At 62.4% G+C, this 13,986-nt stretch carries 12 protein-coding genes; 5 read left to right on the top strand and 7 right to left on the bottom strand.

Annotated elements, in window-relative coordinates:
* Positions 1-99 precede the first annotated feature (99 nt).
* The gene (locus tag GYA94_RS12840; protein ID WP_009684691.1) at positions 100-987 is read right to left on the bottom strand and encodes a lysophospholipid acyltransferase; all 888 of its coding nucleotides are present in this window, start codon (positions 985-987) and stop codon (positions 100-102) included.
* A 41-nt stretch (positions 988-1,028) separates the two neighbouring features.
* Positions 1,029-1,580: a DNA-3-methyladenine glycosylase I gene (locus GYA94_RS12835; RefSeq protein ID WP_161892424.1), complete on the bottom strand. Its 552-nt coding sequence runs from the start codon at positions 1,578-1,580 to the stop codon at positions 1,029-1,031.
* An 83-nt stretch (positions 1,581-1,663) separates the two neighbouring features.
* On the opposite strand from GYA94_RS12835, the gene glyQ reads away from it, so the two are divergent.
* From glyQ to GYA94_RS12815, 4 genes are read left to right on the top strand one after another with little or no spacing between them, the layout of a single operon-like run.
* The gene (glyQ, locus tag GYA94_RS12830; protein WP_003253126.1) at positions 1,664-2,611 is read left to right on the top strand and encodes a glycine--tRNA ligase subunit alpha; all 948 of its coding nucleotides are present in this window, start codon (positions 1,664-1,666) and stop codon (positions 2,609-2,611) included.
* Positions 2,608-4,659, top strand: a complete 2,052-nt coding sequence (glyS, locus tag GYA94_RS12825) for a glycine--tRNA ligase subunit beta (RefSeq protein WP_029886429.1) — start codon at positions 2,608-2,610, stop codon at positions 4,657-4,659. The genes glyQ and glyS overlap by 4 nt, the downstream gene beginning before the upstream one ends.
* Before the next feature lie 3 nt (positions 4,660-4,662).
* On the top strand, positions 4,663-5,190 hold the full coding sequence (gmhB, locus tag GYA94_RS12820) for a D-glycero-beta-D-manno-heptose 1,7-bisphosphate 7-phosphatase (RefSeq protein ID WP_009684688.1): 528 nt from the start codon (positions 4,663-4,665) through the stop codon (positions 5,188-5,190).
* Positions 5,191-5,236: 46 nt separating this feature from the next.
* The gene (locus GYA94_RS12815) at positions 5,237-6,022 is read left to right on the top strand and encodes a lysophospholipid acyltransferase family protein (RefSeq protein ID WP_110676270.1); all 786 of its coding nucleotides are present in this window, start codon (positions 5,237-5,239) and stop codon (positions 6,020-6,022) included.
* A gap of 321 nt (positions 6,023-6,343) precedes the next feature.
* Here GYA94_RS12815 and GYA94_RS12810 read toward each other — a convergent pair whose 3' ends face one another.
* Together GYA94_RS12810 and GYA94_RS12805 are read right to left on the bottom strand one after the other, a co-directional pair.
* A complete protein-coding gene (locus GYA94_RS12810; RefSeq protein WP_009684686.1) occupies positions 6,344-7,963 on the bottom strand; it encodes an MFS transporter in 1,620 nt (539 codons plus the stop codon).
* A 97-nt stretch (positions 7,964-8,060) separates the two neighbouring features.
* On the bottom strand, positions 8,061-9,707 hold the full coding sequence (locus tag GYA94_RS12805; protein ID WP_161892423.1) for a GMC family oxidoreductase: 1,647 nt from the start codon (positions 9,705-9,707) through the stop codon (positions 8,061-8,063).
* Positions 9,708-9,883: 176 nt separating this feature from the next.
* On the opposite strand from GYA94_RS12805, the gene GYA94_RS12800 reads away from it, so the two are divergent.
* A complete protein-coding gene (locus GYA94_RS12800; RefSeq protein ID WP_161892422.1) occupies positions 9,884-10,771 on the top strand; it encodes a LysR family transcriptional regulator in 888 nt (295 codons plus the stop codon).
* Here the strand turns inward: GYA94_RS12800 and GYA94_RS12795 are convergent.
* The 3 genes from GYA94_RS12795 to GYA94_RS12785 are packed head-to-tail and all read right to left on the bottom strand — an operon-like array spanning position 10,760 to position 13,770.
* Complete coding sequence (locus GYA94_RS12795) at positions 10,760-11,578, bottom strand: sulfite exporter TauE/SafE family protein (RefSeq protein ID WP_009684683.1); 819 nt, start codon at positions 11,576-11,578, stop codon at positions 10,760-10,762. The genes GYA94_RS12800 and GYA94_RS12795 overlap by 12 nt on opposite strands.
* Entirely contained in the window at positions 11,575-12,846 is a 1,272-nt protein-coding gene (locus tag GYA94_RS12790) for an NAD(P)/FAD-dependent oxidoreductase (protein ID WP_161892421.1), read from the bottom strand. The genes GYA94_RS12795 and GYA94_RS12790 overlap by 4 nt, the downstream gene beginning before the upstream one ends.
* A gap of 39 nt (positions 12,847-12,885) precedes the next feature.
* Complete coding sequence (locus GYA94_RS12785) at positions 12,886-13,770, bottom strand: MBL fold metallo-hydrolase (RefSeq protein ID WP_054911485.1); 885 nt, start codon at positions 13,768-13,770, stop codon at positions 12,886-12,888.
* Between the last annotated feature and the right edge of the window lie 216 nt (positions 13,771-13,986).

Raw genomic sequence — 13,986 nt, 5'->3', positions numbered from 1 at the left:
AGGCGCTGCATATCTTGTGACAAACACCTATCAGCCCTGATGCGATCCCTGTGGGAGCTGGCGTGCCAGCGAATGGGGCGCAGAGCGCCCCCAGAGATCTCAATACCAGCGCGGCTCGCCAGCCGGGCGCTTCTTGAAGCGCTTCATGCTCCACATGTACTGGCTCGGGTACTCGCGCACATAACGCTCGACCACCTTGCTCATCGCCGCCGCCGACTCATTCACGTCGGTGCTGTACATCGCTTGCGGCGCGGCTTCGAGAAACACCTTGAAACCCGAGCCATCCGGCAGGCGCAAGGCATGCAGGAACACCCCCACTGCCTTGCCGCCCGCCAGCATGTTCGGCACGAACTTGCTGGTCAGTGCCTGGGTACCGAGAAATGGCACGAACACGCCTGCCGATTCGGCCGGCTCCGGGTCAGCGGGGATGCCCACCTGGCCGCCCCGGCGCACCTCCTTGATCACGCTGAGAATGCCTTCCTTGGTCGAAGGCGCAACGCGGTTGCCCATCTGTACGCGCTGCTCACGCAGCAGGTCATCCACAGCCTTGAGCTTGGGCGGGCGGTAGAAAATGATCGGCTTGCACTGGTTGCAATAGAAGTGGTTGAGCACCTCCCAGTTACCCAGGTGGCTGGTGATGCCCACCACGCCCTTGCCAGACGCCAGGGCTTGCTCCAGCACTTCCAGGCCGTGCACTTCCTTGACCAGTTCCAGCGAGCGCTGTGGCGGCCAGATCCAGGCACAGGCGCTTTCCACAAACGACTTGCCAATGTCCCGCAAGGCTTGGCCAACCAGTTGCTCACGGGCAACCGGGTCCATCTCGGGGAAACACTTGGCCAGGTTGATGCGCACCACGTTGCGTGAACCGTTGGGGATCTTCCACATCAGCCAGCCGATGCCGGCGCCCACGCGCTGTACAGCGCCCCAGGGCAGCTTGGCAAACAGGCGCAGCACCCCGACCATCAGGGCGCCCTTGAACTTTTCCACAGGCGAATTCCTTATTTCAGCAAGGCGCGCATTGTAACCCTTCAACGAACCAGGGCGGCGTAACGATCGCAATCGATGGTGTGGTCCATGACCATGCCGGTGGCTTGCATGAAGGCATAGCAGATGGTCGGGCCGACAAAGGTGAAGCCGGCTTTCTGCAGCGCCTTGCTCATGGCCTTGGCCTCGTCGGTGACCGCCGGCACGTCAGCGCGGCCTTGGAAGTGATTGATCTTCGGCGCACCGCCCACGAACGACCACAGCCATTCGGCGGGGTTATCCACAGCCAGCCAGGCCTGCGCATTGCGCCGGGCAGCCTTGAGTTTGAGGCGGTTGCGGATGATCCCGGGGTCCTGCATGAGCTCTTCGATGCGTTCGTCGCTGAGGGTGGCCAGTTTGACCGGGTCGAACCCGTGCATCACCTCGCGGTAACGCTCGCGTTTGCGCAAAACGGTGATCCATGAAAGCCCGGCCTGGAACCCTTCGAGCAAAAGCATCTCGAACAGCAACGCCGGATCGCGCTGCGGCGTTCCCCATTCCTGGTCATGGTAGGCCTGGTACAACGGATCGTCGGTACACCAAAAGCAGCGTGGCATAAGGCTCCAATGAGTAGAGGGCGAGGCGAATCAGGTTATACTCCCGCTCTTTACATCCGCATCCCCAGATACAGGTGAATTTCGTGAGCCAGCCTACGCCAGCCGTGCGTACCTTCCAAGACCTGATCCTCGCCCTGCAAAACTACTGGGCAGCTCAAGGTTGTGTGGTGCTTCAGCCCTACGATATGGAAGTAGGCGCCGGCACTTTCCACACCGCAACGTTCCTGCGCGCCGTGGGTCCAGAAACCTGGAACGCCGCCTACGTGCAGCCTAGCCGTCGCCCTGCCGACGGGCGGTATGGCGAAAACCCCAACCGCCTACAGCACTACTACCAGTTCCAGGTGGTGCTCAAGCCGAACCCGGCCAACTTCCAGGAGCTGTACCTGGGCTCGCTGAAAGCCATTGGCCTGGACCCGCTGGTGCACGACATTCGCTTTGTCGAAGACAACTGGGAATCGCCGACCCTCGGCGCCTGGGGCCTGGGCTGGGAAATCTGGCTGAACGGCATGGAAGTCACCCAGTTCACCTACTTCCAGCAGGTAGGTGGCATCGAGTGCTACCCGGTCACCGGTGAAATCACCTACGGCCTCGAACGCCTGGCCATGTACATCCAGGGCGTCGATTCGGTCTATGACCTGGTGTGGGCCGACGGCCCGTTCGGCAAGGTCACCTACGGTGACGTGTTCCACCAGAACGAGGTGGAGCAGTCGACCTACAACTTCGAACACGCCAACGTCGACAAGCTGTTCGAATTGTTCGACTTCTACGAAAGCGAAGCCAACCGCCTGATCAAGCTGGAGCTGCCGCTGCCGACCTATGAAATGGTGTTGAAGGCCTCGCATACCTTCAACCTGCTGGACGCCCGCCGCGCCATCTCGGTGACCGAGCGCCAGCGCTACATCCTGCGTGTGCGTACCCTGGCCCGGGACGTGGCGCAAAGCTATCTGCAAGCCCGCGCACGCCTGGGCTTCCCGATGGCCACCCCCGAACTGCGTGACGAAGTGTTGGCTAAGCTGGAGGCTGCACAATGAGTGCTCAAGATTTCCTGGTAGAACTGGGCACCGAAGAGCTGCCTCCCAAGGCCCTCGCCAGCCTCGGCGACGCCTTCCTGGCCGGCATCGAAAAGGGCCTGCAGGCCGCTGGCCTGAACTATACCGGCAAGCAGGTCTATGCTGCGCCGCGTCGCCTGGCCGTGCTGATTCGCCAGCTGGACGTGCAGCAGCCTGACCGCAGCATCAACATCGACGGCCCCCCCCTGCAGGCTGCTTTCAAAGACGGCGAGCCGACCCAGGCTGCCCTGGGCTTTGCCAAGAAGTGCGGTGTAGAGCTGGCCGAAATCGACCAGAGCGGCCCAAAGCTGCGTTTCTCCCAGCACATCCCAGGCAAAGCGACCGTCGGCTTGCTGCCGACCATCGTCGAGGACTCGCTGAACGATCTGCCCATTCCCAAGCGCATGCGCTGGGCCGCCAGCCGTGAAGAGTTCGTGCGCCCGACCCAATGGCTGGTCATGCTGCTGGGCGACCAGGTGGTCGATTGCACCATCCTGTCGCAGAAGGCTGGCCGTGAATCCCGTGGCCACCGCTTCCACCACCCGGAAAACGTGCTCATCACTGCCCCCGCCAACTACGTCGAAGACCTGCGCAAAGCCTACGTGCTGGCCGACTTCGCCGAGCGCCGCGAGCTGATCAGCAAGCGTACCGCAGAGCTGGCCATGCAGCAGGAAGGTACGGCCATCGTGCCACCGGCGCTGCTGGACGAAGTGACCGCGCTGGTCGAGTGGCCGGTGCCGCTGGTGTGCTCGTTCGAGGAGCGTTTCCTCGAAGTGCCGCAGGAAGCCCTGATCACCACCATGCAGGACAACCAGAAGTACTTCTGCCTGCTGGACAGCGAAGGCAAGCTGCTGCCGCGCTTCATCACCGTGGCCAACGTTGAAAGCCGCGACCCGAAGCAGATCGTGCAAGGCAACGAGAAAGTCGTGCGCCCACGCCTGACCGACGCCGAATTCTTCTTCAAGCAGGACAAGAAGCAGCCGCTGGAAACCTTCAACGAGCGCCTCAAGAACGTGGTCTTCCAGGCTCAGCTGGGCACTGTGTACGACAAGGCCGAGCGCGTTTCCAAACTGGCTGCCTTCATCGCCCCGCTGATCGGCGGCGACGCCCAGCGCGCCGGCCGGGCCGGCCTGCTGTCGAAATGCGACCTGGCCACTGAAATGGTCGGCGAATTCCCCGAGATGCAGGGTGTTGCCGGTTACTACTACGCGCTCAACGACGGTGAGCCGCAAGACGTTGCCCTGGCGCTGAACGAGCAGTACATGCCACGCGGGGCTGGTGCCGAGCTGCCGCAAACCCTCACCGGTGCCGCCGTGGCCATCGCCGACAAGCTCGACACCCTGGTGGGCATCTTCGGCATCGGCATGCTGCCAACCGGCAGCAAAGACCCTTACGCCCTGCGCCGTGCAGCGCTGGGTGTGCTGCGTATCCTGATCGAGAAGCAGCTGGACCTGAACCTGACCGGTGCGGTGGAATTCGCGGTCAAGCAGTTCGGTGCCAAGGTCAAGGCTGCCGGCCTGGCCGAGCAGGTGCTGGAGTTCATCTTCGACCGCCTGCGTGCGCGCTACGAAGACGAAGGCATCGACGTGGCCACCTACCTGTCGGTACGTGCCCTGCAGCCAGGCTCGGCGCTGGACTTCGACCAGCGTGTTCAGGCGGTGCAAGCGTTCCGCAAGCTGCCCGAAGCCGAGGCCCTGGCCGCGGTCAACAAACGTGTGTCGAACCTGCTGAGCAAGGCCGAAGGCGCCATCGCCGAGCAGGTCGAGCCGAAGTACTTCGACAATGCCAACGAGTTCTCGCTGTACTCGGCCATCCAGCAGGCCGACCAGGCCGTGCAACCGATGGCTGCTGCACGGCAGTACAGCGAATCGCTGGCCCGCCTGGCAGCCCTGCGCGACCCGGTTGATGCCTTCTTCGAGGCGGTCATGGTCAACGCCGAAGACGCCAAGGTACGTGCCAACCGCTACGCCCTGCTCAGCCGCCTGCGCGGCCTGTTCCTGGGTGTGGCCGACATCTCGTTGCTGGGGTAAGCCTTGAAACTGCTGATTCTCGACCGTGACGGGGTGATCAACTACGACTCCGACGCCTACATCAAGACGCTGGAAGAGTGGGTCCCGATCCCTGGCTCGGTCGCAGCGATCGCGCAGTTGAGCAAGGCGGGCTGGACGGTGGCCGTTGCCACCAACCAGTCCGGTATCGCCCGTGGCTATTACCCGCTGGCAACCCTCGAGGCCATGCACGCGCGCCTGCGCGCGCTGGTGGCCGAGCAGGGCGGCGAGGTTGGCCACATCGTGTATTGCCCGCACGGCCCGGATGAAGGCTGCGATTGCCGCAAGCCCAAGCCAGGCATGCTGCGGGCGATCGCCGAGCATTACCAGGTCGGCCTTGAAGGCGTCTGGTTCGTTGGCGACAGCAAAGGTGACCTGGAGGCCGCCCTGGCCGTCGGTGCACAACCCGTGTTGGTGAAAACCGGCAAAGGTGAGCGGACCCTGGCAAAAGGTGTTCCGGAAACTACACTGATTTTCGACGATCTGGCAGCTATCGCCAGAGAACTAATTTAAACAGTGCGCCTGCGGGCGCATTTTTCTCAGGCGGGCATGCCCCGCAATGGTACAAGCCACTATGTCGATCCTGCAGGCGATCAGAATCTTTCTTTTTTACCTGCTGCTGGGCACCAGTTCGTTGCTGTGGTGCTCGCTGAGCTTTTTCGTCGCGCCGTTTCTGTCGTTCCCCAAGCGCTACAAGTTCATCAATGTGTACTGGTGCCGCTGTGCCTTGTTCCTCGTGCGGACGATTCTGGGCATCGACTACAAGATCACCGGTGCCGAGAACGTGCCGGCCGAGCCTTGCGTGATCCTGTCGAACCACCAAAGCACCTGGGAAACATTCTTCCTGTCGCAGTACTTCTCGCCGCTTAGCCAGGTGCTCAAGCGCGAACTGCTGTACGTGCCGTTCTTCGGCTGGGCCATGGCCATGCTGCGGCCGATCGCGATCAACCGCGACAACCCGAAGGAGGCACTGCGCCAGGTCGCGAGCAAGGGCGATGAGCTGCTCAAGCAGAAGACCTGGGTGCTGATCTTCCCGGAGGGCACCCGCGTGCCGTTCGGCACGGTCGGCAAGTTCTCGCGCGGGGGCACCGCGCTGGCAGTCAATGCCGGGCTGCCGGTACTGCCGATTGCCCACAACGCCGGCAAGTTCTGGCCGAAAACCGGTTGGGGCAAGCGCTCGGGCACCATCGAGGTGGTGATTGGCGAGCCGATGTACGCCAACGGCACCGGGCCACGGGCCATTGCCGAGCTCAACGACCGCGCTCAGGCGTGGAATGAAGCGACCCAGCGGGCCATGGGCTCGCTGCCGCCAGCAGCAGAAAAACCGCAGGAGCAGATGGCGTGATATCTGTGGATAACTTGTGAGCACTTTTTCGTTGAAATGCTTGAAGTAATCGCTAAGTTATTGAATTGGCTGTTTATTTTTGCGTATGACATTTTTCTGAAAAGCGTGCATAAGTTTTTTCGGGGCATAAGAAAACCGGCTTTTACAGCCGGTTTTTTTATGGGCTCCATTTCCAGTACGCATCGCTTTGTGTAGGAGCGGCCTTGTGTCGCGATGGGCCGCAAAGCGGCCCCGGCAATGTGTACATCAAGGCGGAATCTTGGGGCCGCTGCGCGACCCATCGCGACACAAGGCCGCTCCTACCAGGATCCGCGCCAGCTTTCAGATCTTGTCGATATCCACATCCTTGGTTTCTTTCAGGCAGAAAATCCCCACCACAAGGCTGATGCCGGTCACCAGGATCGGGTACCAAAGCCCGTAGAAAATGTCCCCGGTGTACACCACCAGTGCAAACGACACGGTGGGCAGGAAGCCGCCGAACCAGCCGTTGCCAATGTGGTAGGGCAGCGACATCGAGGTGTAGCGAATGCGGGTCGGGAACAGCTCGACCATCACTGCGGCCAACGGGCCGTAGGTCATGGTCGCGATCAGGATCATCGCCACGATCAGCACCACGACCATCACCTGGTTGACCTGCGCGGGGTCAGCCTTGGCCGGGTAGCCTGCCTGCTCCACTGCCGCACGCATCGCGGCTTCGTCAAAGCCGTTGATGGTCTTGTCGCCCACATTCACCACTACCTCGCTGCCGGCTACGCTGACCGAGCTGTAAGGCAGGCCCTGTTTGACCAGGAAGGTCTTGACCTTGTCGCACGGGCTGTCGAAACGGGCCTTGCCGACCGGATCGAACTGGAACGTGCAGCCTTGCGGATCAGCAGTGACCACGATCGGCGCCTGGCGGCTGGCGGCGTCAATTTGTGGGTTGGCATAGTGGCTCAAGGCCTTGAACAGCGGGAAGTACAGCACCGTGGCCAGCAGCAAGCCCAGCATCAGGATCGGTTTGCGCCCGATACGGTCCGACAGCCAGCCAAAAAACACGAAGAACGGCGCACCGATCACCACGCTGATGATCAGCAGGGTATTGGCCTGGGCCGGGTCTACCTTCAGCATCTGGGTCATGAAGAACAGCACGTAGAACTGCGCGGTGTAGAAGGTCACCGCTTGCCCGGCATTGATACTGAACAGTGCGGTCAGTACGACTTTGAGGTTCGGCCACGAGGTGAACGACTCCCGGATCGGCGACTTGCTGACCTTGCCCTGGGCCTTCATTTTCACGAAGGCTGGCGACTCATGCATGCTCATGCGGATCCAGGTGGAAATGCCCAGCAGCACGATCGACAGCAGGAACGGCAGGCGCCAGCCCCAGGTTTCGAACTGATCGCCACTGACATAGCGGCTGCCCAGTACCACCAGCAACGACAATAACAGGCCTAGGGTGGCGGTGGACTGAATGAAGCCGGTGTGGAAACCGCGCTTGCCCGGGGGGGCATGTTCGGCCACATAAGTGGCTGCACCACCGTACTCCCCGCCCAGCGCCAGGCCCTGCAGCATGCGCAGTATCACCAGAATGATCGGTGCGGCGATGCCGATACTGGCATACGTAGGCAGCAAGCCCACGGCAAAAGTGGACAGCCCCATCAATACGATGGTGACCAGGAAGGTGTATTTGCGCCCGATCATGTCCCCCAGGCGGCCGAACACCAATGCACCGAACGGCCGCACAAGGAAGCCGGCAGCGAAGGCCATGAGGGCGAAGATGAAAGCGGTGGTGTCGTTCACACCCGCAAAGAACTGCTTGCTGATGACCGCTGCCAACGCGCCATAGAGGAAAAAGTCATACCACTCGAACACCGTCCCGAGGGATGACGCGAAAATGATCTTGCGTTCTTCACGACGGTTGGAACTGCCGGCCGCCGCAGCCTGCTCTTGAATGTAATCCGACATCGTTGCTGTCCTCGGCCCGCAGGCCACAGTGATTATTCTTGTTGTTCCACTGTCGGCAGCCTTCGACCGCAAGCTGCCGCTACTGCACGCACCCGGGTCAGGGCGTCGGTAACGCGTCTTCGTTCAGGAAGGTCTGGGTAGCAGCTCCTTTGAGAATCAGTTGTGCCGCCTTTTCGGCGATCATCAGGGTGGGGGAACAGGTATTGCCTGAGGTGATCTGCGGCATGATCGAGGCATCGGCCACGCGCAGGCCGGGGATGCCATGCACGCGCAGCTGGTTATCCACAACGTCCATCGCACCATTGCCCATACGGCAGGTACCCACCGGGTGGAAAATGGTAGTGCCGATCTTGCCGGCAGCCTCGATCAGGTCCTGTTCGCTTTGCAGGGCCGCGCCAGGCAGATATTCCTCGGGCTCGAATACGGCCAGGGCAGGGGCCTGAACGATGCGCCGGGTAAGGCGGATGGCATCGGCGGCCACCTGCAGGTCCTGGGGGTCGCTCAGGTAGTTGGGGTCGATCAGCGGCGTGCTGTGCATGTTGGTGCTGCGGATATCGATACGCCCACGGCTGGCCGGGCGCAGGTTGCAGACCGAGGCGGTAAAGGCCGGGAAGCGGTGCAACGGCTCGCCGAAGCGCTCCAGCGACAGCGGCTGCACGTGGTACTGCAGGTTGGCGGTGGCCTGGTCGGGGCTGGACCGCACGAACGCGCCCAACTGGCTCGGGGCCATGGCCAGCGGGCCGCTGCGGTCGTAGAGGTAGCGCAGGCCCATGCCCATCTTGCCCCACAGGCTGTTGGCCATCTGGTTCAAGGTGCGGGTATTGCGGATCTGGTAGATCAGCCGCAGTTGCAGGTGGTCTTGCAGGTTGCCACCCACCCCTGGCATGTCGTGGCGAACGCCAATACCCAGGCTTTCCAGTAATTGCCGTGGACCAATGCCGGAGCGTTGCAGGATGCCCGGGGAACCGACCGCCCCAGCACACAGCACGATCTCGCGGCGAGCCGCAAACTCGTGCCAGGCGCCTTGCCAGAATGCTTTCACCGCACGTGCGCGGGTATTGTTGAGCAGCACCTGGTCAACCTGCACACCCGTAAGCACGGTGAGGTTGGCGCGGTGCTGAACCGGCCGCAGAAACGCCTTGGAGGCATTCCAGCGCACGCCACTGCGTTGGTTGACCTGGAAATAACCACACCCCTGGTTATCGCCCGTGTTGAAGTCATCCACCTTGGCGATGCCGCTTTGCTCGGCGGCGTCGCGGAAGGCATCCAGTATCGGCCAGCTGTAGCGCTGGCGTTCGACCCGCCACTCGCCACCGCCGCCATGGTGTTCGCTGGCGCCAGCAAAGTGGTTTTCACTGGCCTTGAACAGCGGTAGCACGTCCTTCCAGGCCCAGCCGGGGTTGCCCTGTTCGGCCCAGTGGTCGTAGTCGGCAGCCTGGCCACGCATATAGATCATGCCATTGATGGAAGAGCAGCCGCCCAGCACCTTGCCGCGCGGGTAGCCCAATGCGCGCCCACCCAGGCCGGGCTGGGCTTGGGTCTTGAAGCACCAATCGGTGCGTGGGTTGCCAATGCAGTAGAGGTAACCGACGGGAATGTGAATCCAGGGATAGTTGTCCCGTCCACCCGCTTCCAGCAGCAGCACGCGGCAAGCAGGGTCGGCGGACAAGCGGTTGGCCAGCAGGCACCCGGCGGGGCCGGCGCCTACCACCACGTAATCGAAGACAGGATCGGCTGATGGCATGTGCAACCTCGGGCCTGATAATTATTCTTGTCCCGATCCATCTTAGTGCGTAATTTCGTGGGTGAAACACGCGATTTCGCGCAGCGGTTGTGCGTTTTAGCACAGCGGCACGTCTGTACTGGCCCTCTCGCGGGTTCATCCGGAAAAGGGCTAGACGAACAGCCACAAGGATCAGCATGTTCGACTGGAACGATCTGCGGTTTTTCCTCGAATTGCAGCGCAGCGGCCGCCTGCTTACCGCCGCCAAGCGCCTCAATACCACCCACAGCACCGTGGCCCGGCACATCGAGCGCATCGAAGAAAGCCTGGGCACGGCCTTGTTCGTGCAACACGCCCAAGGCTATGAGCTGACCCCTTCGGGCCAGGCCCTGCTCAAGCACGCCGAAGCCATGGAGAACGTCGCCCTGCTGGCCCAGGAAGAAATCACCCAGGCCATCACCCCGCTGGGCAAGATCCGCCTGGGGGTCACCGAAGGCATTGGCATCATGTTCTTCACCCCGCGTATGAGCGCGCTGTTCGAGCGCTACCCCGGGCTGGAAGTGGAGCTGGTGGCAGTGCCGAGGTTCGTCAGCATCCTCAACCGCGAAGCCGAGATCAGTATTCACCTGGAGCGGCCCAACGCCGACCTGCTGATCACCCGCAAACTCACCGACTACCGCCTGGCCCTGTATGCCAGCCAGGGCTACCTCGACCGCGCACCACCCCTGCGCAACCGTGAGGATCTGGCCCGCCACAGCTGGATCGGCTACGTCGACGACCTGCTGTTCAGCCAGGAGCTGCTGTTTCTCAACAGCTTCTGCCGGGCGCCCAACGTGGTCTTCCGCAGCACCAGCGTGATTGCCCAGCAGGTGGCCGCACGTGCTGGGCTGGGCATTGCAGTGCTGCCCAACTACATGGCCCGGCACGACCCGACCCTGGTCCGCGTACTGCCTGGCGAAACCATCCAGCGCAGTTACTGGATCTGTACCCGCCGCGAGCTGCACAAGTCGGTGCGCCTGCGGGTCGTATGGGATTACCTGCTGGCGTTGTGCGCAGAGCAACAGGGCGAGCTGTTAGCTCAGTAATGCCTTGCTGGCCAGCAGCAGGGCAGCGGCGCAACCTGCCACGGCAAACATCTGCTGCAGCCGTGGCCCGGCCAACCTGGCCGCTAGGGGGCGCGCCAGCAGCAAGCCAAGCACGGCGCCGACAGCGAACGGGCCACCCACTTGCCAATGCAGAACACCTGCAAGGCTGGCACTGATCACACTGCCGGCAGACACCAAGGCAATCACCGCCAGCGACGTGGAGACGATCGTGGCCATGCGCAGGTTGGTATAGCGGTTGAGCGCCGGAATGATCACGAACCCGCCCCCCACACCGAGCAGGCCAGACAGCAAGCCGGACAGCGCACCGGTGAATGCCAGGGCGCGAGCGCAGGGCAGGGTCCAGCGCAAGCGACCCTGCAGCGGGTTCAGCACACAAGGCTCGATAAAGCGATGCGCATCGTTGGCTTCGCCACGCAGCTCCCTGGCCGCCTTGCGCCAGATACGCAGGCAGGCGTAGGTGAGCACACCGGCGAACACCAGTTGCAACGGCGTATTGGGCAAACGGTGCGCCAGCATCAACCCCAGTGGCGCTGCCGCCACCCCGATCAAGGCGATGAACAGTGCCGCCCGATAGCGCACCAGGCCGCGACGCAAACCCAGTACCGCGCCCACGGCTGCCGCCAGGCCAACCGCCAACAAGCCGACCGGTGCCGCCTCGACCATCGACAGGCCAAGGCCGAACACCAACAGGGGCACGGCAAGAATGCCTCCGCCGGCGCCCGTCAACGCCAGCACGGCGCCGATGATGGCCCCCAGGGCTGCGCCAAGCAGTTGAGTTTCGATCACTGCCCGCCCTCTGCTACCAACGGTTGTGGCCGTGCCAGCCACTCCCGCCCCTTGAGCATGCCTTGCCAGTACAGCGGCGGCAGGGCCTGGGCCTTGAGCAGCCAAGCCAGGCGGGTCGGCTTGCGACCGTCCAGCAACCAGTTGGGGAAGCTGGGCGCCAGCTTGCCACCATAGGTGAACTCGGCCAGCACGATCTTGCCGCGCTCGACCGTGAGCGGGCATGAGCCGTAACCGTCGTATTGGGCCAGTGTCTGCAACCGCCCCAGCGCTACCAGCACATTATTGGCCACTACCGGAGCCTGCTTGCGGGCCGCTGCAGCGGTCTTGGCGTTGCTGGTGTTGGCCACATCGCCCAAGGCGTGAACAGTGCTGTACTGGCGATGGCGCAGGGTGTGCGGGTCTACATCGACCCAGCCGGCACTGTCGGCCAATGGGCTTTCACGGATGAAGTCGGGCGCGACTTGCGGCGGAACCACATGCAGCAGGTCGAAGGCCTCGACGCGGGTTTCGCTGCTGCCATCGGGCAGGCTACGCACGAAGGTGGCGCGTTGGTTGGGGCCGTCCACGGCGACCAGCCGATGGCTGAAATTGAGGTCCACGGCATATTTTTCGATGTACTGCATCAAGGCAGGCACGTAGTCGGCCACACCGAACAAGACTGCGCCGGCATTGAAGAAGCTGGCTTTGATCGCGCCGAGGTGACCGTGGCGTAGCCAATGGTCGCACGACAGGTACAGCGCCTTCTGTGGCGCGCCGGCGCACTTGATCGGCATGGGCGGCTGGCTGAACAGGGCACGGCCGTGCTTGAGCTTTTGCACCAGCTCCCAGGTATAGGGCGCCAGGTCGTAGCGGTAATTGGAGGTGACCCCGTTACGGCCCAAGGTCTCGCTGAGCCCATCAATGGCCGCCCAATCGAGCTTCAGGCCAGGGCAAACCACCAGTTGTTCATAGCCGATGGCCCGGCCATCTTCGAGCATGACCAACTGGCGCACCGGGTCGAAACCCTGGACGCGCGCCTTTACCCAGCGCACCCCGCGCGGAATCGTCGAAGCCATGGTGCGGGCAGTGCTCGCCGCGTTGAAAACACCAGCGCCGACCATGGTCCAGCCAGGTTGGTAGTAGTGCACCTCGGCTGGGTCGATCAAGGCCACATCCAGGGACGCGTCGCGGCTGATCAGGCTGGATGCAGTGGCGATCCCGGCGGCACCGGCACCGACGATGACCACTGTGTGGTGGTCGGGATAGGTAGTGGACGACAAGGCAGGCATGGCAATAAATCCTGGAAATCTGGTTATAGGGCAGGGCGCTTACAGCGTGTTCAGCGGGATCTTCAAATAACTGACGCCGTTGGCTTCCGGCTCCGGGAAGTGGCCACTGCGCATGTTCACCTGCACCGACGGCAGGATCAGCACGGGCATGTCGAGGGTTTTGTCGCGGGCCTCACGCATGGCGACGAAGCTGTCCTCGTCGATACCCTGGTGGATGTGGATATTGCTGGCGCGCTGCTCGGCAACGGTGGTGACGTACTGCATTTCGCGACCACCTGGCAGGTAGTCGTGGCACATGAACAGGCGGGTCTGGTCAGGGAACGCCAGCAAGCGCCGGATCGAGCGGTACAGCGTACGGGCGTCGGCGCCGGGGAAATCGCAACGGGCAGTACCGTAGTCAGGCATGAACAAGGTGTCGCCGACGAACACCGCGGTCTCACCCGCATCCTCGATCATGAAGCTCATGCATGCAGGCGTGTGCCCAGGGGTGTGCAATGCACGCGCATGCAGGTTGCCGATGCGGAAACCTTCTTCGTCTTCGAACAGCACATCGAACTGGCTGCCATCACGGGCAAAGCCAGGCTCGGCGTTGAACAGGCTGCCAAAAACCTTCTGCACCTGGGTGATGTGCGCACCAATGGCGGTATGGCCGCCAAGCTTCTCCTTCAGGTAGGCCGCTGCCGATAGGTGGTCGGCATGCACATGTGTTTCAAGTATCCAGCGCACGCTGGCGTGCAATTCAGCCACGCGCTCGACCAGCCGATCTGCTGAGGCAGTACGGGTGCGCCCGGCCTTGGGGTCGTAATCCAGCACGCTGTCGATCAACGCGCACTGCCGGGTTTCACAGTCCATGACCAGGTAGCTGATGGTCGAGGTCGCCTCATCGTAAAAGGCGTCCACGTGAAGGTTGTTGCCGATGATCATCACGTTCTCCAGTTATCCGCCGCGTCTATTCAAGGCGTAGGCAGTGACAGGAGGTTTATCAAGATGCATGCCAGGCTCCTTATCGTGCCGGGCCCAACGAAACCGGAGCAGTGCTGACAGCACCTGGCTGAATTGGCAGCACGATTGGCAGTCGACTGTCAGCCAATGGCAGTGTTTGGCAGTCCTTGTTACCCTGCATCCATCATCCGAACGGTG

The sequence above is a fragment of the Pseudomonas juntendi genome (genome assembly GCF_009932375.1).
GTDB lineage: Bacteria > Pseudomonadota > Gammaproteobacteria > Pseudomonadales > Pseudomonadaceae > Aquipseudomonas > Aquipseudomonas juntendi.
The sequence above is the reverse complement of the archived record's forward strand: the minus strand, read 5'-3'. Positions and strand labels throughout refer to the sequence as shown.